Source organism: Streptomyces johnsoniae, from assembly GCF_031845565.1.
GTDB lineage: Bacteria > Actinomycetota > Actinomycetes > Streptomycetales > Streptomycetaceae > Streptomyces > Streptomyces johnsoniae.
Genome location: NZ_JAVREV010000001.1, coordinates 509,574 through 531,662 on the forward strand (window position 1 = coordinate 509,574; position 22,089 = coordinate 531,662).

The 22,089-nt window shown below is 71.9% G+C and carries 21 protein-coding genes; 7 read left to right on the plus strand and 14 right to left on the minus strand.

The window, feature by feature from the left end; translation table 11 throughout:
• Window positions 1-28 precede the first annotated feature (28 nt).
• The gene (locus RM779_RS02315) at window positions 29-1,246 is read right to left on the minus strand and encodes a 3-deoxy-7-phosphoheptulonate synthase (RefSeq protein WP_311615203.1); all 1,218 of its coding nucleotides are present in this window, start codon (window positions 1,244-1,246) and stop codon (window positions 29-31) included.
• Between the two features lie 593 nt (window positions 1,247-1,839).
• Here RM779_RS02315 and RM779_RS02320 point away from each other — a divergent pair.
• Window positions 1,840-3,828 carry an FAD/NAD(P)-binding protein gene (locus RM779_RS02320; protein WP_311615205.1) on the plus strand — a complete coding sequence of 663 codons (1,989 nt, stop codon included), beginning with the start codon at window positions 1,840-1,842 and terminating at the stop codon, window positions 3,826-3,828.
• Window positions 3,825-5,234, plus strand: a complete 1,410-nt coding sequence (locus RM779_RS02325) for a class-II fumarase/aspartase family protein (protein ID WP_311615207.1) — start codon at window positions 3,825-3,827, stop codon at window positions 5,232-5,234. Before RM779_RS02320 ends, RM779_RS02325 begins: the two co-directional genes overlap by 4 nt.
• A 98-nt stretch (window positions 5,235-5,332) precedes the next feature.
• Here RM779_RS02325 and RM779_RS02330 read toward each other — a convergent pair whose 3' ends face one another.
• The 5 genes from RM779_RS02330 to RM779_RS02350 all read right to left on the minus strand — a co-directional run bounded on the left by RM779_RS02330 (window position 5,333) and on the right by RM779_RS02350 (window position 9,188).
• Window positions 5,333-5,581, minus strand: a complete 249-nt coding sequence (locus RM779_RS02330; RefSeq protein WP_311615210.1) for a DUF5988 family protein — start codon at window positions 5,579-5,581, stop codon at window positions 5,333-5,335.
• A 176-nt stretch (window positions 5,582-5,757) separates the two neighbouring features.
• Window positions 5,758-6,528: a thioesterase II family protein gene (locus tag RM779_RS02335; protein WP_311615211.1), complete on the minus strand. Its 771-nt coding sequence runs from the start codon at window positions 6,526-6,528 to the stop codon at window positions 5,758-5,760.
• Window positions 6,529-6,656: 128 nt separating this feature from the next.
• On the minus strand, window positions 6,657-7,553 hold the full coding sequence (gene metF, locus RM779_RS02340) for a methylenetetrahydrofolate reductase [NAD(P)H] (protein ID WP_311615213.1): 897 nt from the start codon (window positions 7,551-7,553) through the stop codon (window positions 6,657-6,659).
• Between the two features lie 22 nt (window positions 7,554-7,575).
• The gene (gene metK, locus RM779_RS02345) at window positions 7,576-8,784 is read right to left on the minus strand and encodes a methionine adenosyltransferase (protein ID WP_311615215.1); all 1,209 of its coding nucleotides are present in this window, start codon (window positions 8,782-8,784) and stop codon (window positions 7,576-7,578) included.
• Between the two features lie 107 nt (window positions 8,785-8,891).
• Window positions 8,892-9,188: a YciI family protein gene (locus RM779_RS02350; protein ID WP_311615217.1), complete on the minus strand. Its 297-nt coding sequence runs from the start codon at window positions 9,186-9,188 to the stop codon at window positions 8,892-8,894.
• Window positions 9,189-9,466: 278 nt separating this feature from the next.
• Here RM779_RS02350 and RM779_RS02355 point away from each other — a divergent pair, with 278 nt between their 5' ends.
• Both RM779_RS02355 and solA read left to right on the plus strand, forming a co-directional pair.
• Window positions 9,467-10,813 carry a sodium/glutamate symporter gene (locus RM779_RS02355; RefSeq protein WP_311615220.1) on the plus strand — a complete coding sequence of 449 codons (1,347 nt, stop codon included), beginning with the start codon at window positions 9,467-9,469 and terminating at the stop codon, window positions 10,811-10,813.
• Between the two features lie 29 nt (window positions 10,814-10,842).
• On the plus strand, window positions 10,843-11,982 hold the full coding sequence (solA, locus tag RM779_RS02360; RefSeq protein ID WP_311615223.1) for an N-methyl-L-tryptophan oxidase: 1,140 nt from the start codon (window positions 10,843-10,845) through the stop codon (window positions 11,980-11,982).
• A 20-nt stretch (window positions 11,983-12,002) separates the two neighbouring features.
• On the opposite strand, the gene RM779_RS02365 is transcribed toward solA, so the two are convergent.
• From RM779_RS02365 to RM779_RS02375, 3 genes are all read right to left on the minus strand, one after another.
• Window positions 12,003-12,899, minus strand: a complete 897-nt coding sequence (locus tag RM779_RS02365; RefSeq protein ID WP_311615227.1) for a LysR family transcriptional regulator — start codon at window positions 12,897-12,899, stop codon at window positions 12,003-12,005.
• 91 nt (window positions 12,900-12,990) lie between these two features.
• Complete coding sequence (locus RM779_RS02370; protein ID WP_311615229.1) at window positions 12,991-14,040, minus strand: serine/threonine-protein kinase; 1,050 nt, start codon at window positions 14,038-14,040, stop codon at window positions 12,991-12,993.
• 275 nt (window positions 14,041-14,315) lie between these two features.
• On the minus strand, window positions 14,316-14,795 hold the full coding sequence (locus tag RM779_RS02375; RefSeq protein WP_311615470.1) for a nitroreductase family deazaflavin-dependent oxidoreductase: 480 nt from the start codon (window positions 14,793-14,795) through the stop codon (window positions 14,316-14,318).
• Between the two features lie 180 nt (window positions 14,796-14,975).
• On the opposite strand from RM779_RS02375, the gene RM779_RS02380 reads away from it, so the two are divergent.
• The gene (locus RM779_RS02380; RefSeq protein ID WP_311615231.1) at window positions 14,976-18,266 is read left to right on the plus strand and encodes a S8 family peptidase; all 3,291 of its coding nucleotides are present in this window, start codon (window positions 14,976-14,978) and stop codon (window positions 18,264-18,266) included.
• A gap of 22 nt (window positions 18,267-18,288) precedes the next feature.
• Here RM779_RS02380 and RM779_RS02385 read toward each other — a convergent pair whose 3' ends face one another.
• The 4 genes from RM779_RS02385 to RM779_RS02400 all read right to left on the minus strand — a co-directional run bounded on the left by RM779_RS02385 (window position 18,289) and on the right by RM779_RS02400 (window position 20,890).
• Window positions 18,289-19,503, minus strand: a complete 1,215-nt coding sequence (locus RM779_RS02385) for a right-handed parallel beta-helix repeat-containing protein (protein WP_311615233.1) — start codon at window positions 19,501-19,503, stop codon at window positions 18,289-18,291.
• A 178-nt stretch (window positions 19,504-19,681) separates the two neighbouring features.
• Complete coding sequence (locus tag RM779_RS02390; RefSeq protein ID WP_311615235.1) at window positions 19,682-19,870, minus strand: DUF397 domain-containing protein; 189 nt, start codon at window positions 19,868-19,870, stop codon at window positions 19,682-19,684.
• Window positions 19,857-20,063 (minus strand): DUF397 domain-containing protein, encoded by a 207-nt coding sequence (locus RM779_RS02395; RefSeq protein ID WP_311615237.1) that lies wholly within the window; start codon window positions 20,061-20,063, stop codon window positions 19,857-19,859. The genes RM779_RS02390 and RM779_RS02395 overlap by 14 nt, the downstream gene beginning before the upstream one ends.
• A complete protein-coding gene (locus RM779_RS02400; protein WP_311615238.1) occupies window positions 20,060-20,890 on the minus strand; it encodes a helix-turn-helix domain-containing protein in 831 nt (276 codons plus the stop codon). The genes RM779_RS02395 and RM779_RS02400 overlap by 4 nt, the downstream gene beginning before the upstream one ends.
• A 120-nt stretch (window positions 20,891-21,010) precedes the next feature.
• On the opposite strand from RM779_RS02400, the gene RM779_RS02405 reads away from it, so the two are divergent.
• Window positions 21,011-21,331 (plus strand): hypothetical protein, encoded by a 321-nt coding sequence (locus RM779_RS02405; RefSeq protein WP_311615240.1) that lies wholly within the window; start codon window positions 21,011-21,013, stop codon window positions 21,329-21,331.
• Entirely contained in the window at window positions 21,328-21,579 is a 252-nt protein-coding gene (locus RM779_RS02410; RefSeq protein ID WP_311615242.1) for a hypothetical protein, read from the plus strand. The genes RM779_RS02405 and RM779_RS02410 overlap by 4 nt, the downstream gene beginning before the upstream one ends.
• On the opposite strand, the gene RM779_RS02415 is transcribed toward RM779_RS02410, so the two are convergent.
• The gene (locus tag RM779_RS02415; protein WP_311615244.1) at window positions 21,569-22,063 is read right to left on the minus strand and encodes a hypothetical protein; all 495 of its coding nucleotides are present in this window, start codon (window positions 22,061-22,063) and stop codon (window positions 21,569-21,571) included. The genes RM779_RS02410 and RM779_RS02415 overlap by 11 nt on opposite strands.
• Between the last annotated feature and the right edge of the window lie 26 nt (window positions 22,064-22,089).

Consider the following 22,089-nt stretch of genomic DNA (forward strand, 5'->3'; position numbering starts at 1 on the left):
GCGCCGCGCTCTTCGCGCGGGAGGGTGCTCAGCGCCAGGCGGTGACGATGCGGTCGGCCTGCCGCGGGTCGAGACGTGGATCGCATAGCGTCGTGTACTTCTTCCCTACGTGGTCGAGTGAGGACTCGTTGAGCACGCATTCGGTGACGTCCTCGGGGGTGATCTCCAGGTGGAGTCCGGCGGCGGTGCCGCCGGAGTCGCGGACGGCGCACTGGAAGTCCTCCGTCTCCCGCAGCACGGTCTCCACCAGACGGGTCTTCAGCTTGTTCGGCGCGGTCAGCGTGTTGCCGTGCATCGGGTCGCACAGCCAGACCGCCGGGTGCCCCGCGGCGCGGACGGCGCGCACCAGCGGCGGCAGCCGGTGGGCGACGGCGTCGGCCCCCATGCGGGAGATGAGCGTCAGGCGGCCGGGCTCGCGGTCCGGGTCGAGCCGTTCGCACAGCGCCAGCAGGTCCCGCGCGGTCATGCCGGGGCCGACCTTGCAGGCCACCGGGTTGGCCACGGCGGCGAGCAGCGCGACGTGCGCCCCGTCCGGCTGCCGCGTGCGCTCCCCGATCCACGGCCAGTGGGTGGACGCCAGGTACAGCCGCCCGTCCTCGGCGCGGCGGGTCAGCGGCACCTCGTAGTCGAGCAGCAGCGCCTCGTGGCTGGTCCACAGGGTGGAGCCCGGGTCTGGCGGTCCTGCCGGGTTCCCCGACCAGCCGAGATGGGCCATGACCTCGGAGGCGGCCCGGTAGCACAGCAGCAGCCGCGACGCGTCTGGTCTTCGCAGCGCCGGATCGGGTTCGGGGCTGTTGACCATGTGGCCGCGGTAGACGGGCAGTTCCTGCCCGTCGACGCGCTCGGTGGGGCGGGAGCGCGGCTTGGCGTACTGGCCTGCGATGCGGCCGACGCGCAGCACCGGCTTGTGGGTGAGCATCTTCATGCGGCCGGCCAGCATCTCCACCAGGCCGGCCTTGCGGGCGACATAGCCGCCGGTGCTCTCCCCCGGGTCCTCGGCGCAGTCGCCGGCCTGGATGACGTAGGCCCTGCCGTGCGCCACGTCGGCCAGCCTGGCGCGCAGCCGCGCCGTGTCGGCGAAGGACACGAGCGGCGGCAGTGCGGCCAGTTCCTTCCTGGCCGCGGCCACGGACTCCACGTCCGTCCACTCCGGCTGCTGGTGCGCGGGGCGGCCGGCGAGGAAGGGATAGGAGGCGATGTCGGGCTCGCCACCGGGGTCCGTGCCGGATGTCTGCAACGAAGCCAAGCCGGGCCCTCCCCGTCTCCCAACCTTCAGCGAACGTCTGCGGCCAACCACTCGGCGATGGCGGCCGGGTCCCCCATCGTCACTTCGATAAAGCGCTCCCGCTATTAATGCAATTCCTCAGGCCGTGCTTCCGGTGGGTGGTGCGGAACCACCGCTATTCGAGCCCGTTGTCAGCCGCTCCACGAATTATGGTCGAAACCCGGGCCCGTTGGGCACCCCTAAAGTGCGGCGCCGGGGAATGATGTGCTTGAGGTACCCGGGAGACGGGAGCGCACCGCACCTGACCAGAAATGTGCGGAAGATGCGGCCACCCGCCCGTGGCGGTCCCGACCCCGACCAGCAACTGTCCCCGCAGGACTGGTGACAGGCCCGTTCGGCGTTCGGGCCAGGCCGGGCGCACGTCTTTCAAGTTCCGGGGCGGACTTTAGGGGCCGGTTAGGGGGCACGGCTCTGCCGGCTCAGGTGAGTGCCATGGGGCCGTCCCGGGTGCGGGGCGACTTGACGGACACCCGGTGCCCGCGTTGACCGGTTCCCCCGGGGGCCGCGACTATTCACGCGGCCGGCAATTATGGGAACCGGAATGGAGTATCCGCATGAGCAGCAGCAACGTCGAGGTCTGCATCGTCGGCGCGGGCCCACGTGGATTGTCCGTGCTGGAGCGGCTGTGCGCGAACGAGCGGGCCGCCCCCTCCTGCTCCGAGTTGCTCGTGCACCTCGTCGACCCGTGGCCGCCCGGCGCCGGGCAGGTGTGGCGGTCGGAGCAGTCGCGGCATCTGCTGATGAACACCGTGGCGTCGCAGGTGACGATCTATTCCGACGAAAGCAACCGGATCGAGGGGCCGATCGAGTCGGGGCCGAGCCTGTACGAGTGGGCGAAGCAAGTGGCGCTGCTCGGGCCGCTGGAGGACCACGACCCGTACGACGGGGAAACCCTCGACGAGGCGAAGTCCCTGGGCCCCGACTCGTATCCGACGCGGGCGTTCTACGGCCACTACCTCAACGACTGCTACCGCCGCATCGTGTCCGGCGCGCCGGAGCACGTGACGGTGCGGGTGCACGAGTCGCGGGTGGTCGCGATGGCCGACACGCACGGCGTGACCGGCGGGCCGCAGGGCGTGCGGCTGGCCTCGGGGACACGGCTGAACAACCTGGACGCCATCGTGCTGGCGCAGGGCCACGTGCCGAGCCGGCTGACGCCGCGGCAGGAGCGCACCGCGACGCTGGCCCGCATCCACTACCTGACGTATGTGACGCCGTCGAACCCGGCGGACGTGGACCTGAGCGCGATCCGGCCGGGTGAACCGGTGCTGCTGCGGGGTCTCGGGCTCAACTTCTTCGACTACATGGCGCTGCTCACCGTCGGCCGCGGCGGCTCGTTCGACTCGGTGGATGGGCGGCTGGTGTACCGGCCGTCGGGGCAGGAGCCGGTGCTGTACGCGAGTTCGCGGCGCGGCGTTCCGCATCATGCGCGCGGGGAGAACGAGAAGGGCCCGTTCGGGCGCTACTTCCCGCGGCTGCTGACGCAGGAGCAGGTGGCGGCGCTGCGGGAGCGCGGTGCTGACGGCGAGCGGGTGCACTTCTCGACGGACCTGTGGCCGCTGATCTGCCGGGAGGTGGAGAGCGTCTACTACGAGGCGCTGCTCGCCGCGCGGGGCCGGGGCGCGGAGCGGGCGGCGTTCGCGGAACGGTTCCTCGCCGTGCCCGCGGACGAGGACGCCTCGGCGGTGCTTGACGCGTTCGCGATCGCGGCGGCGGACCGGTGGGACTGGGAGCGGATCGCGCGCCCGGCGCACCTGGAGCGGTTCGCGGACCGCGAGGAGTTCCGCGGCTGGCTGCTCGACCACCTGCGGAACGACCTGAGCGAGGCGCGGGCGGGGAACGTGACGGGGCCGCTGAAGGCGGCGCTCGACGTGCTGCGCGACCTGCGGAACGAGATCCGGCTGGCCGTGGATCACGGCGGTCTTGAGGGGAATTCGCACCGGGACGATCTGGAGGGCTGGTACACGCCGCTGAACGCGTTCCTGTCCATCGGGCCGCCCGCGTCGCGGATCGCGGAGATGATCGCGCTGATCGAGGCGGGCGTGCTGGAACTGACGGGTCCCGGCACGGAGATCAGGTTCGACACGGCGGACCCGTCGTTCGTCGCGGAGTCGGCGCTGGTGTTCGGGCCGCCGATCCGTAGCAGGGCGCTGATCGAGGCCAGGCTCCAGGAGCCGGACCTGCGCCGCACGGACGATCCGCTGCTGCGGCACCTGCTGGCGACGGAACAGGCCGGTCCCTACCGGATTCCCGGCGCGTGCGGGACGACGTACGAGACGGGCGGGCTCGCGGTCACCGAGCGCCCGTATCATCTGCTGGACGCGCGCGGCCGGTCGCATCCGCGGCGGTTCGCCTTCGGGGTGCCGACGGAGTCGGTGCACTGGGTGACGGCGGCGGGGATCAGGCCGGGTGTGGACTCGGTGACGGTCGGCGACTCGGACGCGATAGCGCGGGCGATGCTGGCGCTGCCGCCGGTGGCCCACGTGCCGAGTTCGGTGCGTCAGCAGTCCACCGACACGGACCTCACCGGAGTGATCGTATGAGCGAGGCGGCGTCCCCGGCCGATACGGGGCTGCTGTCCCCGGTGCGGGCCGGGACTCCCGCGGAGGCCGCGACCCGCGATGCGGCGTGGCTCCAGGCCATGCTGGACGCGGAGGCGGCGCTGACGCGGGCGCAGGCCGGTCTCGGTCTGGTGCCGGCGGACGCCGCCGCGACCATCACGCGGCTGGCCCGCGCCGAGCTGCTCGACGTGCGGGCGATCGCGACGGGCGCGCGGGAGACGGCGAACCCGGTCGTCGGCCTGGTCGCGGCGCTCAGCCGCGTGGTCGCGGCCGAGGACCGGGCGGCGGCCGAGTACGTGCACCGCGGCTCGACGAGCCAGGACGTACTGGACACGGGCGCGATGCTGGTGGCGGCGCGGACGCTGCGGATCATCCGTGCCGATCTGGCGCGCGCCGCGGCGTCGTTCGCGGAGCTGGCCCAGGCGCACCGCGACACGCTGATCGCGGGGCGGACGCTGACGATGCACGCCGTGCCGACGACGTTCGGGCTGAAGGCCGCGGGCTGGCGGCAGTTGCTGCTCGACGCGGACGCGCGGCTGGGGCGGGTGCTCGACGAGGGGCTGCCGATCTCGCTGGGCGGCGCGGCGGGCACCCTGTCCGGCTATCTCGCGTACGCGCGGATCGACGGCTGGTTCGCGGCGCATCCGGGGGCGGGCGACGAGGCGTACGTGGCGGCGCTGTTCGAGGCGTTCGCCGCGGAGACCGGCCTCGCGCGGCCCGCGCTGCCGTGGCACACGCTGCGCACGCCGATGGCGGATCTGGCGGCGGTGCTGGCGTTCACCGCGGGGGCGCTGGGCAAGATCGCGGCAGATGTGCAGTCGCTGACGCGCACGGAGGTCGGGGAGGTCGCGGAGCCTTCGGTGGCGGGCCGCGGGGCGTCCTCGGCGATGCCGCAGAAGCGGAACCCGGTGCTGGCGACGCTGCTGCGCACCGCGGCGCTCCAGGTGCCGGTGCTCGCGGCGGGGCTGACGCAGTGCCTGGTCACGGAGGACGAACGGTCCGGCGGCGCGTGGCACGCGGAGTGGGAGCTGCTGCGGGAGTGCCTGCGGCTGGCGGGCGGCGCCGCGCACACGGCCGTCGAGCTGGCGGCGGGTCTTGAGGTGCGGCCGGGCCGGATGCGGGAGAACGTGGCGCTGACCGGCAGTGCGCTGGTGTCGGAGCGGCTGGCGGCCGAGTTGGCGCCCCGGGTGGGGAAGGCCGCGGCGAAGCGGCTGCTGACCGGGGCGACGGAGCGGGCCGCCGCGGAGGGGCGCCCGCTGCACGAGGTGCTGGCGCAGGTGCCGGAGCTGGCCGGGGAGTTCGGCGCGGAGGAGTTGGCGCGGCTGTGCGATCCGGCGGACTACACGGGCGCGGCCGGGGTGCTGGTCGACCGGGCGCTGGCGCGTTAGCGGCCGGCAGCACGCGCGGCGGAACGAACAGGCGGGAACGAACAGGGGAAACAGACAGGCGGAAACGGACAACGGCCCGCCGGTGGCGGGCCGTTGCGCTATTCGGCGATGCGGGTGCGGCCGACCCAGCGGAAGACGATGGGCACGGCGGCCCCGCTGCCGCGGGTCTGGTCGCCGCGGTCACCGCGGTCGCTGCGGACGAAGTGTTCGTAGCCGCCGTAGTGCTGGACCTTGACGACGTGCTGGGTGCCGGTGATCCGCACCGAGCGGCGCTCGGGCGGCAGGGTGGCCGGGCCGCCCTGGAGAACGGCCTCGATGGTGCTCGACGTGCCGGAAAGCTCGCTCATGAAGCAGATCCTCCGCCATTCGAAAGTGCGAAAGATGCATCAATTGCATCAATCGGTCGATTCACTTGTCACGCTACCGAGGCAGTGGCCCGGGTCACACCCTTAACCACCCTTAACCCTGTTTCCCTCTCCGGTAGGGGGCCCTGGCTCCGGATGGCTCCGGATGGCTCGGTCCTTCACCCGGCGGCGGACTTGAATGCGGCGATGCTTTCCTTGATGGCCGCGGTCACTTCCTGCTGCTTGCTGTTGAGGTAGAAGTGCCCGCCGGGAAAGATCCGCAGCGAGAACGCACCGGTGGTCACTTCTTCCCAGGCACGTGCCTCTTCTTCCGTGACCCGCGGGTCACTTGCGCCGGTGAGCACGCTGACCGGGGCGCGCAGCGGGGTGCCCGACCGGTGCCGGTACGTTTCGACGGCGCGGTAGTCGGCGCGCAGCGTGGGCAGGACGAGCTGCATGAGTTCTTCGTCGGCGAAAATGCCGGGGTCGGTGCCGCTCAGCTCCTGCATTTCCGCGATGATTCCCTTGTCGTCGCGCCGGTGCACGGACTCGTCGCGGTGCCGGGAGGGCGAGCGCCGGCCGGAGACGATGACGCCAAGCGGCACGTCGTCGGCCTCGCGTTCCATGCGGCGCGCCACCTCGTAGGCGAGGATGGCGCCCATGCTGTGCCCGAACAGGACCAGCGGCGTGCCGGGTTTGGCGTCCAGCACGTCGAAGAGCTGGTCGGCGAGGATGTCGAGGCTCTCCGGCGCCGGCTCCCTGCGGCGGTCCTGGCGGCCGGGGTACTGGACGGAGACGACGTCGACGGCGGGCGCCAGCGCGCGGGCGAGGGGCAGGAAGTACGGCGCCGAGCCGCCGGCGTGCGGCAGGCAGACGAGCGTCAGCGCGCCGGGCGTCGCCTTCTGGAAGCGGCGCAGCCACGTCTCCTGGGTGCTGGATACTGAAGTCATGAAAAGCGAATCCTTCTGCTGTTGACCGGTGTTGCTGCCGGTGGTGCCGACGCTGACGGTACGGGACCGCGGGTGCTGACGGCGCTGTCAGCCTGGGTGACGCCGTCGGGGCGACCGGCCGTTCCCGATTACCCGGCGGGCGCGGCCAGGGTGCCGGCGCCGAGCAGGTTGCGGTGAATCTCGACGGTCGCCGCCGACTTGTTGAGGGTGAGGTAGTGCAGCCCGGGGGCGCCCTCGTCGAGGAGCCGCTGCGCCAGTTCGGTGGCGTGGTCGACGCCGATGCGGTGTGCTGCGTCCGCGTCGTCGCCCGCCTCGGCGAGCCGCCGGGCGAGTTCGGCGGGGAACGAGGCGTTGCTCAGCTCGGCGAACGTGCGGATCTGGCGGGCGTGGGTGGCGGGCATGATGGCCGGGATGATCGGGGTGTCGCAGCCCGCCGCGGCGACCCGGTCGCGCAGCCGGAGGTAGTGCTCGGGGTGGAAGAACATCTGGGTGACGGCGAAGTCGGCGCCGGCGCGGCACTTGGCGACGAAGTGCGCGATGTCGCTGTCCCAGTCCGGGGAGCGCGGGTGCCGTTCGGGGAACGCGGCGACGCCGACGCCGAAGTCGCCGGAGGCGCGCACGAGCCGCACCAGTTCGTGGGCGTGCGTGAAGCCCTGCGGGTGCGGCACCCAGGTGGCGCGCGGGTCGCCGGGCGGGTCGCCGCGCAGCGCGAGGATGTCGCGGATGCCGGCATCGGCGAACTGACCGATGATGTTGCGGAGTTGGGCGACGGAGTGGCCGACGGCGGTCAGGTGTCCTACGGTGCGCAGCGTCGTCTCGCCGATGATGCGGTGCAGGACGGAGACGGTCCTGCTGCGGGAGCTGCCGCCCGCGCCGTAGGTGACGGACACGAACGCGGGGGCCAGTGCCTCGACGCGGCGGATGGTCCGCCACAGGGTGTGTTCGCCCGCATCGGTCTTCGGCGGGAAGAACTCGAAGGAGTAGCAGCGGCCCGGCGCGGCCAGGACGTCCCGGACGGTGCTCATGGCGGTGTTCCCCCCGTTGTGGTCAGACGCCCGCGGCGGTGCGCAGGGCGTCGACGCGGTCGGTGCGTTCCCAGGTGAGGTCGGGCAGTTCGCGGCCGAAGTGGCCGTAGGCCGCGGTCTGTGCGTAGATGGGGCGCAGCAGGTCCAGGTCGCGGATGATGGCGGCCGGGCGCAGGTCGAAGACCTGCGAGATGGCCCGCTCGATGCGGTCGGCCGGGACGGTGGCGGTGCCGAAGGTCTCCACGAAGAGGCCGACCGGCTCGGCCTTGCCGATGGCGTAGGCGACCTGCACCTCGCAGCGGGCGGCGAGCCCGGCGGCCACCACGTTCTTGGCGACCCAGCGCATCGCGTACGCGGCGGAACGGTCCACCTTCGAGGGGTCCTTGCCGGAGAACGCCCCGCCGCCGTGCCGCGCCATGCCCCCGTAGGTGTCGATGATGATCTTCCGGCCGGTGAGCCCCGCGTCGCCCATCGGCCCGCCGATCTCGAACCGCCCGGTCGGGTTGACCAGCAGCCGGTACCCGTCCGTCTCCAGCTTCACGCCGTCGCGCTCCAGGCCGGACAGCACCTCGTCGACGACGTACCGCCGCACGTCGGGGGCGAGGCGCGTGGTGAGGTCGATGTCGCTCGCGTGCTGGCTGGAGACGACGACGGTGTCGAGGCGCACGGCCTTGGGCCCGTCGTACTGGATGGTGACCTGCGTCTTCCCGTCGGGGCGCAGGTAGGGGATCGTGCTGTCCTTGCGCACCTCGGACAGGCGGCGGGAGAGCCGGTGCGCGAGGTGGATGGGCAGCGGCATCAGCTCGGGCGTCTCGTCGCACGCGTAGCCGAACATCAGGCCCTGGTCGCCGGCGCCCTGCCGGTCCAGCTCGTCCTCGTCGCCCTCGACCCGGTTCTCGTAGGCGGTGTCGACGCCCTGTGCGATGTCCGGGGACTGCGCGCCGATGGACACCTCGACGCCGCAGGAGGCGCCGTCGAAGCCCTTGGCGGAGGAGTCGTAGCCGATGCCGAGGACGCACTGGCGCACGAGGGTGGGTATGTCGGCGTATCCCCTGGTGGTGACCTCGCCCGCGACGTGGACGAGTCCGGTGGTGATCAGGGTCTCCACGGCGACCCGGGAGGCGGGGTCAGCGGCGAGCAGCGCGTCGAGGATCGTGTCGCTGATCTGGTCCGCCATCTTGTCCGGGTGGCCCTCGGTGACCGACTCGGAGGTGAAGAGCTGATACGCCATGGCGCCACGCTAGGGAAGCCGCCGCATGCGCAGGTACCCCTTAGGGCCCCCTAAAAAAACCATGCACAAAACAGCACGTCAGAGGGGGTCAGCCCGGCGTCCTCGGCTCAGTCGGCGTCCTCGGCGAGGCGGCCCATCACCGGGCGCCATTCGGTCGCGGTGACCTCGGCGACCAGCCCCGCCACGCGGAACGGGTCCTGTTCTGTGCACGCGAGGGCCGCGTCCTTGGTGTCCGCGCGGATGAGGAGCAGGGCGCCGGGCCGCTCGTCCGCGCCCCACGGTCCCGAGGACAGGTTGACGCCGCGCTCGACGAGGCCGCGCAGGTAGTCGCGGTGCACGGGGCGGTGCCGGTCGAGGGCAGCGGCGTCGTCGACGTAGGTGTAGGTGACCGCGAAGACTGGCATGGGCGCGTGGTTCCTTTCTCGGTGACGCCGGGGACGGACCCGCCCCCGGCCGAACGCCCACGAGCGTAGGCGCAGGGCGCCGGGGACGCGGGCGGTGGGGGTGCGGGGGTACGGTGCGGGCCGGCCGTGGGCGGCATTATTCTTCCGTTCGGGGTCGATTTCCGAGCCATATCCGACGTGTATGGCTCCATCTCTTCTTCGTATGGCTTTGCCTCTGTTCGCAGGTTGTTCGCCGGTGATAGAAAACCGGCGTTGACTGCGATTGAGGAGGCGTTCGGATGGAATACACCCCCTGGTCACTTCTGAGTGACGCGGGGCTCATCGCGGCCCTGCTCGTCGTGGGGGCGCTGGCCCGCGCCCACCTGGGGATCGTGCAGCGGCTGATGCTTCCATCCAGCGTCATCGCGGGCTTTCTCGGGCTGCTGCTCGGCCCTGAAGTGCTCGATGTACTGCCGTTCTCCGACCAGTTGGGCACGTACGCGTCCGTTCTCATCGTGGTCGTATTCGCCTGTCTCGCGCTCTCCAATGAATCGGGCTTCAGTGGATTCGGCCGGTCGACCGGCAATTTCTCGCTCTATTCGATCGGCATGTATACCGTGCAGGTCGGCATCGGCGTGGCTTTCGCGCTGCTTCTCCTCGGCCCGGTGTGGGACACCCCCGACGCGTTCGGCACGCTGCTGTTCGCCGGCTGGGCGGGCGGCTTCGGCACCGCCGCCGCGCTGGGCACGGCGTTCGAGGAGGACGGCTGGCAGGAGGCGACGTCCCTCGGCTTCACCGCCGCGACCGTCGGCATGCTGGTCGGGATCGTCGGCGGCATCATCATCACCAACTGGGGCGCGCGCCGCGGACACGCGGGCGGCATCGGCCCGTTCCGCGACCTGCCGGACGAGCTGCGCTCCGGCCTGATCCGGGAGAAGAACGACCGCACCTCCACCGGCACGGCCACCACCTCCGCGGTGTCGATCGAGCCGCTGGCCCTCCAGGTCTCGCTGGTGGCCGCGGTCTCGGCGGCGGCCTACGGGCTGTCGGAGTGGATCGGCGACCTGTGGCCCGACTTCGCGGTGCCGGTGTTCGCCGTCGCGTTCCTCGTCGGCCTGCTGCTGCGCCTGCTGGTCGGCCGTACCCCGGCCTGGGGCTATGTGGACCCGCAGACGATCAAAAGCGTGTCCGGATCGGCCACGGACGTGCTCATCGTGTGCGGTATCGCCTCCATCGTGCCGAGTTTCGTCGCCGACTACCTGACGCCGCTGCTCCTGCTGTTCGCGCTGGGACTGGCGGTCTGTCTCGTGCTGTTCCTCGTCGTCGCGCCCCGCGTGTTCGACGCGGGCTGGTTCGAGAAGGCGCTGTTCACCTGGGGCTGGGCGACCGGCTCGGTGTCCACCGGCGTGGCCCTGCTCCGCATGAGCGACCCGAAGCTGAAGACCGGCACGCTCGACGAGTTCGGCCTCGCCTACCTGCCGCTCGCGCCGCTGGAGACGCTGACCGTCACCCTCACGCCCACCATCATCGCGGCGGGCGCCGTCTGGGCCCTGGCCGGCAGCTATACGGCGCTCGGCCTGCTCCTCACCGCCCTCGCGCTGCTCCTGGCCCGCGGCACCCGGCGGCCCTCGCCCGAACATTCCTGATCAGGACCGATCCGAAAGGACCTTCACGCATGGATGCCGACTTCGCAGTCATCGGCCTGGGCGCCATGGGCTCCATGACCGCCTGGCAGCTCGCCCGCGCGGGCGCGTCCGTCATCGGCTTCGAACAGTACGGCCTGGGGCACGACCGGGGCGCCTCGGCCGGCGAGTCCCGGCTGTTCCGCATGGCCTACCACGAGGGCGCCGCGTACGTTCCGCTGCTGCGCCGGGCCCGCGAGCTGTGGCAGGACCTGTCGGAACTGTCCGGGCAGCGGCTGTTCCACCCCACCGGCTGCCTGTCGATCGGGCGGCCGGAACTGCCGCAGATGCGCAACGTCCTCGCCTCCGTCGACGAACACGGCCTCGACCACGAGGTCCTGGACCCGGAGCAGCTGGCGGCCCGCTACCCGCAGCACCTCGTCCACGACGGCGAAATCGGCATCCTCGACAGCGGCGGCGGCGTCCTGCGCCCCGAGCCGGCCGTCCTCGCCGCCTGCGCACAGGCGCGCGAACACGGCGCGAGGCTGCTGCCGCGCACCCGCGTGACGGCCGTGCGGTACGAGGACGACCGGGTGCGGATCACGGCGGGCGGCACCGAGTACACCGCCCGCACCGTCATCTTCACCGCGGGCCCGTGGAGCGAGCAGCTGCTCCCGGACCTCGCCCCGCACCTGACCGTCCGGCCGCTGGTCCTGACCTGGTTCGCCCCGGCCGGCGACCCGGCGGACTACGCCGAGGACCGCTTCCCCGCGTTCATCCGCGACACCGAGGGCGTGCACCTCTTCGGCGTGCCGGTGCTGGACGGGATGTCCGTCAAGACCGGGTTCGCCGACGTGTTCGGCGACCTGCCCGACGCCGAGGCGTACACGCGGGACCTGGACGAACGGCGGCTGCGCCCCGTCGGCGAGGCCGTCCGCCGCTTCCTCCCGGGGCTGCACCCCGACCCGCTGCGGTACGCGGTGTACATGGAGGGCTACACCCCCGACAGGACCGCGGTGGTCGACCGCCTCCCGGGCACCGACCGCGCGCTGGTGCTGGCGGGCTTCTCCGGCCACGGCTTCAAGATGGCCCCGGCCTTCGGCCGGATCGCCGCGGAACTCGCCCTCCACGGCGGCACGGACCTCGACCTGACCTCCATGTCCGCCACCCGCTTCCCCGCCCCCGCGGCCTGACCATCAGGCCCGGCCCGGCCTCAACGGGACGGGCGGACGGCGTGGAGGGCGTCGCGCAGCAGGAGGGCCGGTTCCGGCGGGCTGGCCGCGTGGACGATCACCGACAGCGGGGTGACCGCGTACGGTTCGGCGAGCGGCAGGTAGGACACGCCGCGGACCGCGACCCGCGTCGTCATGTCCGGGACCAGGGCGAGACCGAGACCGCAGGCGACCAGGCCAAGAATGGCCTGGTCGTTGTGCGCCTCCTGGCTGAAGCGCGGCGAGAAACCGGCCCGCATGCACACCGCCACGATCGTGTCGTAGGCCACCGGCGCGAGCGACCGCGGGAAACCGATCAGGTCCCGGTCCGCGAGCGTCCGCAGCGGAACGGGCCCGGCGGCCGGCGGGTGCCCCTCGGGAACGGCGCAGCACAGCCGCTCGTCGCCCAGCGGCAGCACCCGCACCGCCGCGCCGTCGTCCGTCACGCGCGGCAGGCGGCAGACGCCGATGTCGATGTCCCCGGCCCGCACCGCCTCGACCTGCCTGCGCTGCCCCATCTCGTACACGCGCGGCAGCACCCACGGGTGCCGGGCGAGGAACGCGGGCAGCACGCGCGGCAGCAGCCCGGAGACGGCCGAGGCGATCGAGCCGATCCGCAGGACCGTGCGTTCCGGGCTCTGCGCGTGCGGCACCAGGTCGGTGATCTCCCGCGCGCGCTCCAGCAGGGCGCGCGCCTCCGGCATCAGCAGCCGCCCGGCGGCCGTCAGGCGCAGCCGCCCGCCCGCGCGGTCGAACAGAGCGGCGCCGAGCTGCCGTTCGAGCTTGGTGATGGCCTGGCTGAGGGCGGGCTGCGCCATGTGGAACCGGCGGGCCGCCGCCGTCACGCTCAGCTCCTCCGCCACGGCGAGGAAGTACCGCAGCTGCCTCAGCTCCACCACACGCGCCCGCCTCGTTCACCCGGTATGCCCGGTCCGTTCGGTCGGACCCTCTCACATCCCCGGCGCACCGGGGCGCCCGGCGGGGCCGGGGTCAGGGGTTTCGCGTGAGGTCGGCGAGTTCGGCCCGCACCCGGGCCGCCGTCGGCCTGTCCTTCGGTTCCTTCGCGAGCAGGCCGACGAGCAGCGGTTCCAGGGCGGAGCCCGCGCGCCGCGGGGTGCGGGGCGGGTCGGTGAGGACCGCGGCCATGGCCGCGGTCGGGCTCGGCCCGGCGAAGGCGGGCTGTCCTTCGACGGCGTAGAAGAGCGTGATGCCCAGGCCCCACAGGTCGGTGGCGGGGGTGCTTTCCAGACCGCGGATTTGTTCGGGGGCCATGGAGGCAGGGGTGCCGATGATGGCGCCCGCTTCGGTGAGCGTCGGGTCGCCCTCGAAGCGGGCGATGCCGAAGTCGGCGAGCTTGATCGAACCATCGGGCCGGACGAGGACGTTCGCGGGCTTGACGTCGCGGTGAACGACTCCGAGCCGATGCGCCTCCGTCAGCACGTCGAGCATGCCGAGGCCGATGGCGGCGACGCGTGCGGGCGGCAGCGGGCCGCCGCTTTGCACCGTGCTGTCCAGCGTCGCGGCCTTGACCAGCTCCATCACGATGAGGACCGAGTCCTGGTCCACGAGCACGTCATGAACGGTCACGGCGTTCCCGTGGTCGATCTGCGCGGCGGCCCTGGCCTCGCGGAGCATGCGGGCCCGCAGGTGTCCGCGCGCGTCGGAGGACAGCGTGGTGGGCGGGAGGAGCTGTTTGATCGCCACGTGGCGGCCCAGCACGTTGTCCTTCGCCCGCCAGACCACGCCCATGCCGCCGCGGCCGAGCTCTTCCAGCAGCGTGAACCGGCCCGCCGGCAAGGTGACGGCCCCCGCGTCCGGCACGGTCGCGGTCCGCGCCGACGACGCGTGCGGCCGGGCGTACGGCGGCGGCGGCGGCTGCGGCTGCGGCTGCGGCGCGGTGACGGTGGGGGCCTGTGCCGTGGCCCGTGCGCGGCGCTGCCGGTAAAGAAAAACGAGCGGCAGCACGACGAACAGGGCGAGCATGGCGGCGATCAGGAGCACGGCGACCCAGGTCGGAGGACCGGATGCTTCTGCCTCCACGGCTGCGGAACCTTCCTGACTCGGCACTGACCGGATGACGTCGGCAAGGGTCATTGCGGCCTTTCGTGCTGGGGTCCCCGGGCCGGGACGAGGCGGCCCCCGCCGAACGCGGCGGCCTCACGACCGGACGACCGGATCATGCGCCGCACCAGAAGCTCGTGTGATTGTCTACCCAGCCGCGGCTGATCTGTCCAGTTCAGCCCGTCCGTTGGCGGCGGACGCACCGGTGGCCGCGGCGCCGGGCGCCGCGGCCACCAGTTCCCCCGCGCCGGGCGTCAGTGCGGCTCGGCCGCCGGCTCCAGCACGAAGACCGGGATCTCGCGGTCCGTCTTCTCCTGGTAGTCGGCGTAGTCCGGGAACGCCTCGACGGCCCGGTCCCACCACACGGCCTTCTCCTCCCCGGTCACCTCGCGCGCCACCATGTCCTGGCGCACGGGGCCGTCCTGGAGCTCGACCCGCGGGTCGGCCACCACGTTGTGGTACCAGACCGGGTGCTTGGGGGCGCCGCCCAGGGAGGCGACCACGGCGTAGGCCCCGTCGTGCTCCACCCGCATGAGCGGGGACTTGCGGATCTTGCCGCTCTTCGCGCCCAGGGTCGTCAGGATGACGACGGGCATGTCCCGCCGCTTCTCGTCGTCCGGACCGACCATATTGCGCAGCGTCGTGCCCTCGGTGCCGCCGGAGCTCTCGTACTGCTCGACCTGGTCCCGGATCAGCTGAACCGTGCTCGGCTCGTACTCGCCGTTGAGTGGCATGTCACCCATCTCCACGCTGTAGAAGAATTTGCGCTCCCCCCAACCTACGAGACGGACGGGATCATCCCGCCACCCCGTGAAGCCACCCGACCGGCGGCACCCACCCGTTCAACCGCGCACTTGTCCCCTCATCCCCTCCGTGGTGGGCTCTTCAACGTCCGTACGCGCAGGGGAGTTTGGATGACGCTTCACAAACGAATACCGGCCGGGGCCGCCGCGGCCTTAACCGTGGTACTGGCGGGGGTGGCGCTCGGAGCGCCGCCCGCCGCGGCCACCGGCACCGGCACCGGCACCGGCACCACCGCCACCACCGGCGCGGCGGGCGGCACCGGGGACACGGTGCTGCTGGTCACCGGGGACCGGGTCCGCCTCGACGCGAACGGCGATTTCGCGCGGTTCCTTCCTGCGGAGGGCCGGGAGGGCATCGGCGCGACGGCGCACCGGGACGGCGACCACCTGTTCGTCGTGCCGGACGACGCGCGGAACCTGGTCGAAAGCGGCGTCGTCGAACGGCAGTTGTTCGACGTCACAGAGCTGAACCGGCCGGAGTACGACCGCCTGGCGGACGGCGGGCTGCCGGTCATCGTCACCTACGAGAACGCCGCCGCCGCGGCCGAGGCCCGCGCCGACCTGACCGCCGTCGACGGCCGGGCGCGGGTCCTGGACGAGACGACCGCCGCCGAGACCTGGGCCTCCCTCACGAACCCGCGGGCCGCCGGGAACGACGGGAACGACGAGAACGACGAGAACGACGGGGTGGCGGGTATCGCGCTGGACGCCGTCCGGCAGGCCCTGCTGGACACGAGCGTTCCGCAGGTGGGCGCCCCCGCGGCCTGGGAGGCCGGGTTCGACGGAACGGGCACCCGCATCGCGATCCTGGACACCGGCATCGACACCTCGCACCCGGACCTGGCGGGCGGCAAGGTCGTCGCCGAGGAGAACTTCTCGGCGGCCGCCGACCTCGCGGACCGCCAGGGCCACGGCACGCACGTGGCGTCCATCGCCGCCGGAACGGGCGCACACTCCGGCGGCGCCTTCACCGGCGTGGCGCCCGGCGCCGAGCTGCTGAACGCGAAGGTCCTCGACGACGACGGTTTCGGCCTGGAATCGGGCATCCTCGCGGGCATGGAGTGGGCCGTCGAACAGGACGCCGACGTCGTCAACCTGAGTCTCGGCGGTGCGGACGCCCCCGGGGTCGACCTGCTGGAGGAGGCCGTCAACCGGCTGTCGGCCGAGACCAGCACCCTGTTCGTCGTCGCCGCGGGCAACAGCGGGAACCAGCCCGGCACGGTGTCGAGCCCGGCCACCGCCGAGGCCGCCCTCGCGGTCGGCGCGGTCGACGACGCCGACGCGCTCGCCGAGTTCTCCTCGGCCGGCCCGGTCGCGGGCGGCGGCGGGCTGGTCAAGCCGGACCTGACGGCCCCCGGCGTCGGCATCGGCGCGGCAGCCGCCGAGGGCAGCGCGGTGGCGGAGGAGGGCGAGCCGGTCGCCGACGGCTACGTGGCGATCTCCGGAACGTCCATGGCCACGCCGCATGTCGCGGGCGCGGCGGCGCTGCTGGCGCAGGCGCACCCGGACTGGGACGGTGAACGGCTGAAGGCCGCGCTGGTCGGCTCGGCCACCGACCCGGCCGACGACGCCGCGACCGAGATGCAGCAGGGCACCGGCCGCCTTGACGTGGCCCGCGCCATCGAGCAGACCGTCGTCGCCGAACCGGTGTCGCTGGACTTCGGCACCGCCGCCTGGCCGCACGAGGACGACGAGCCGGCCGTCCGCGACCTGACCTACCGCAACGTCGGCGAGCAGGACGTCACGCTCGGCCTGACGCTCTCGACCTCCGCACCCGAGGGCATGTTCACGCTCGGCGCGGACGAGGTCACCGTTCCCGCGGGCGGCACCGCCACCGTGCCGGTCACGGCCGACACGCGCGTCGGCGGCGAGGCCACCGGCCACTTCTCGCTGACCGTCACGGCCACGGGCGCGGCCACGGGCGCGGGCACCGGCGCGGGCACCGAGATCCGCACCGCGGGCGCGGTGGAACGCGCGGAAGAGGTCTACCGGCTGGCCGTGGAGATCACCGGCGACGACGGCAACCCCGTCGACGTGTGGTCGGCGTTCGCCGAAAACCTGGACACGGGCGACGTCTACTGGCTCGGCGAGGGCGGCAACTCCCCCGCGGAGGTCATGGCCACCCCCGGCACCTACGCGCTCGTCGTCGGACAGGCCAAGTGGTCGCCGGACGGCGAGGAGGTGATCGAGCGGGTCCGCCACACCGTGGCCCTGCCGGATGTCGGCGCGGACACGACGGTCGAGTTGGACAACCGGGAGGCGGAGCCGATCGACCTGACCGTCTTCGACGAGGGCGCGGAACCGGGCGGTCAGGCGTTCAACGTCAGGACGCCGACCGTCATGGAGATCGGCAGCGACATCGACCGCCCGCTGATCCGCACCCGGCACATCGGCCCCGACCTGCCCGCGGACGCCCTGGTCGCCGCCGCGTACCAGAGCTGGCACAGCGGCGATGACACCGAGTACCACTCCGCGTTCCGCCGCGAGGGCACCGGGTTCACCGGCCTGACCGAACGGGTGGCGGAGTCCGACCTCGCCCGCGTCGAACTGACGCAGAACGCGGTGACCGAGGGCACCAGCGGATCGCTGTGGCTCAACGCCGAGGCTTACGGTTCGAACTCCGTTTCGCGCCCCCTGCCCGCGACGACGGACGTCTACATCACCGGCGGCGACGTCCCGTGGTCGTTCAGCCTCTCGCTGGACGGCAGCCCCAACGGGTACGAGTACTACAACAGCGAGCCCCGCACGTACCGAGCGGGCGAGCACACCCAGGCCGCCATCAACGTGCCGGTCTTCGGCCCGGGCCTGGGCTACTGGGACGGGTTCTACCGGCGGGGTGATGTGCTGTGGGGCTCGGTGGGCCTGTTCACCGACGCCGCGGGCAGTACGGGCGAGTCCGTCCTCACCTCGGGCCTGACGACGCTCACCCTCGACGGCGAGGAGATCGCCCGGTTCGAGGACGCCGGGTACTTCGAGATGGCGGGGCTGCCCGCGGAGAGCGGCCGGTACGAGCTGTCCATGACGGCCGGCCGGGCGGGACCGCTGAGCAGTGAGGTGAGCGTGTCGTTCGGCTTCGACTCCGCGCACGTGTCGGAGGAGGGGGCGGAACGGCTCCCGCTGTCGGTCGTGCGGTTCACGCCCGAGGTGGCGCCGGACGGCACCGCACCGGGCGGCGCGGCCCTGACCGTTCCGGTCGCCGTCCAGGGCCCGGCCGACGGTGACGTGTCGGCCGAGGTCTCGTTCGACGGCGGAACGACCTGGCAGGACGCGCCCGTCGCGGACGGCGCGTTCACGGTGGAGAACCCGCCGGCCGGCGGAACGGTGTCGCTGCGCGGCTCCGTGTCCGGCACGGACGGCACCACGTCCACCGTGACCGTCATCGACGCCTACCGCACGAGCTGATCCTCGTGCGCCTGGCCGGTCGTCAGGGCTGGTACTGATACGCCCCGGCGTCCGGCCCGGCGGCGGGGACCGGACGGCCGGCGAGGTCGCAGGTGTAACCGGCGGGGGTACCGGCGCCGATGGCGGGGCTGCCCGGCCGCAGGCGCGGGTCGGTGTCGCTGACGAACAGCGGATCGGCGTGACGGGAGTGCGGGCCGGGCTCGAACTGGGCCCGGGGGCCGTGGTAGATGCCGTGGTCCTCGTCGGCGCCCTCGCCGTCCTCGAAGCCGGTCTGGCCGCCCACCGACACGATGTTGTTGCGCAGGGTCAGGATGTCGGGGGCGCATCCGGCGTAGCAGACCCAGCCCTCCGTGTCCCGGCCCGGCAGGCTGACGGAGTTGTTGACCGCCGTGGTGCCGCGCACCGGGCCGTTGACGTCCTCGGCCCCCCTGGTCACCAGGAACGCCCCGCCCTCGTGGCGGGAGGTGACGAGGTTGTAGGCGAACAGGTTGTCGTCGGCCGTCGCGCCAGGGCCGCGACCGAGTTCCGCGAAGGTCAGGTTGTCGCGCGCGATGGTGTACTCGACGCGGTTGCGGTCGCCGTCGAAGATCTCGACGGCGGCGCCGTCGTAGCCGTAGTCGTGGCTTTCGGCCCGGCTCCCGGTGATGACGTTGCGCGTCACGGTGTTGTCGTCCCCGTTGATGAGGATGCCGAACGCGCCGGAGTCGTCGGAGCCGCCGGGGGTGTTGACGCTCATCTTGTCGTTGTCGGCGAACGTGCTGTCCCGGATGGTGTTGAACGCGGCCCCTTCGCCGACGACGACCCCGGCGGCGTTGCCGTCGGCGTGCACGGCGGCCAGGGTGTTGTGACTTCCCCTTACTTCGAACCCGGACCAGGCACAGCCGGTGGCCCGCAGCCCGGTGAGGTGCCAGTGGGCCCCCTCGATGAGCACGCACTCGGTGGCCGCCGGGTCCCCGATGGCGGGCGGGGCCGCCTGGTCGTCGCCGTAGGCGGTCACGGTGATGGGCGCGGCGGCGGTGCCGCTGTCCGACAGGCGCAGCGCGCCGTTCCAGTCCTGGCCACGGCGGAAGGCGATCGTGTCGCCGGGCGCGAACTCCGCGTCGTTGACCTTGTCCAGCGTGCGCCAGGGCGCGTCCGCACGCGTCCCGTCGTTGCCGTCCGCCCCCGCGCGGACGTCCACGTAGTAGGTCGTCCCGGCGGCAGCCGTCGCGGGTGTGGTGCCCCCGATACCTGCCATGGCGACGAGACAGACGAGAGCGAACGCCCACTTTTGTGCTGACACAGATCCTCCGAGTGATGGTGGCGAGAGCCACGCATCATTCTTGGACCCGGCCACGGCACTGGACAGCCTTCCCGCTGTTCGGAACACGTTCCGAACAGGTGGCGGCGACCACGGAGGCCACCGCCACCCGCACTCACACGGCGACGTGCCGGATCAACGCGTCCCAGGCATCGGACGGAACGGACAGCACCGGCCCATCCACCACCTTCGAATCACGGACCGGCACGACCCCGGTGGCCGCAGCGATCCCCGGCGCCCACTCGACGCACCCACCGCCGCCCCCGTTGCTGTAACTCGACTTGACCCACTCAACGTCCAACATGCCGAACCAACGCCTCCCAGGCATCCGGCGAAACGGCAAGGGTCGGGCCATCCGTCACCTTCGAATCACGGACAGGCACGACTCCAGTGACCGCGGCAACCCCCGGCGCCCACTCGACGCACGCGCCACCGTCCGGGTTGCTGTAACTCGACTTGACCCACTCAAAGGCGGAGAGGGCAGGGGGGGTGCTCATTCGGGCAGTGCCTCCATTACTGATCGGATGAATGCTGCGGTCTCACTCGGCGGCAGCGCATGCGACCGGAGCAGGTCGTACGCGTCCAGCCTCTCGTTCACGCGCTCCCGGTCCTCCATCAGAGTCCCACTGGCGATGCTCTCCTCGTAGGCGAAGGTCGTACCGTCCTTGAGCGTCAGCAGTCTCAGTGTGCCCCCGAGCAGGGCGTGTTCGCCATGATTAAAGGGCAGAACCTGCACCACCGTGGTCGGAGTGTTCACCGAATCGATCAGGGCCGATAGTTGGGCGCGCATCACCGCCGAGCCGCCGATGGCGCGCCGGAGCACCGCCTCGTCCAGGATCACCGAGTGGTCGGGCGGATTATTGGTGAGGAGCAGGCGCTGTCGGCTCAGCCGCGCGTCCACCTTCTGCCGTACATCCTCCTCGCTGTCCTTCGGCCAACGCGCGCGGAAGAGGGCGTGGACATAGTCGCGGGTCTGGAGCATGCCTGGAACCAGCAGACAGGCGTACTCGCGGATAGTGCGCGCACGGGACTCGATCTCCATGTGGCGGCGGTACTGCTCCGGATGGATTTCGCGGCTGACCAGTCCGTAGAGCCGGGTGAAGTGACCATCCGTGTCGAACACCCGGTCAAACTCTTCGGACAGGCCTGGAGGCGGTATTGACTCGGCCGTCTCGATCCGCGCCAACTGGCTCTTGCTACAGGGCACTTCTCCGGCCAGCGCGGCCAGCGAAAAATCGGCGTTCATGCGATGCCTACGCAGGTCCGCTCCGTAGAAATGCCGCGCGGAGCGGTCCGGCGTCAGCTCGCCGGGCTCGAATGTCATATGCCTCCCCGTCCCATCAAACCTGTCGGGACCCACCCCTCCTGTCCAGGGGCTTTCCCACTGCGTAACGCTAGAGACACGTCAAGTAGTTGGGCAACCCACCTCAAGGAGGAAAATCCGATGACCCCCCTCGTCGAGGCTGTGGCCGCTCCGGCCCGGCCGTGCTGCCGGCTGTGCGCGGCGCCCGGAGAATATGGCGCGATTCTGCCGTCGGTGCCGTACTCCGGGCTCTGCCAGGACTGCGTCACCGCGGCGCGGCCGACACGGGCCGGACTCGAACAGGCGGTGGTGATCGTCGCGCGCCAGACCCTCGCGGAGGCCGAGGCCCTGGCGCTCCCGCTGGCCACGCCCGACGAGCTGACGTACCACGTCTGCGTTCTGAAGCGCAGCCTGTGCGGCATGCTGCAGCTTTTCGCCGTGGTGAAAGGCAACCGGCGGTGACCCCGGGAGAGAACGGCGTGCTGGTGTCCGTGGAGGTCGACGCCGGGACTGTGCGGCGCGGCGACCAGATCATGCTGGGCGGCCAGGTGTTCACCGTGCTGGACATGGCCGCGATGCGCGGCGGCGCACGGCGGCTCCAGTTCGCGTCGGGCGAGTCACTGATAATGCTCCGGACCACCGTCCTGTGGGCCGCCCGCCGAGTCGACCCCCGCCTCAGGCGCCGCCGCCTCCCCGGGCCTACGGCATGAAGCGGGCGCGCCTGCGGGCGCGCTTGAACTCGCGGACGCATAAGACCGGGGAGATGACGAAAACCCAGAGGACCATGGCAGCAGCTAAGACGCCGGAGAAGGCCGCGGCACCGATGAGGTAGCCCCGGGAGGCGTAGCCATGGTCACCGGCCACGTGGACAGTTGACCCGATGGACAGATCGCCCCGCGAACCACCGATCCGGCCCTCGCCTTCGGTACCGTCCGGCAGCCGCCAGTCGACGACACAGGACGAGCCGCCCGTCACCATCCCTTGGCCTTCGGCGCACTGGCTGAGGCCGATCACCTGCGCCTCCTCGGCGCTGAAGTAGTACACCGGGGCCCAGTCAAATATCGCGAGCAGAATGAGCGTTAATGGAGCGAAAGCGCCAAACCCTATGAACCATCCACCCAGCACCCGCCGCAGCGTCGACGTCCAGGCGGACGGCTCCGCCCCCGGCACCGCCGGAAATTCCCTGTGCGACATGTCCTGCCCCCCCCCAAGCTTCGGAC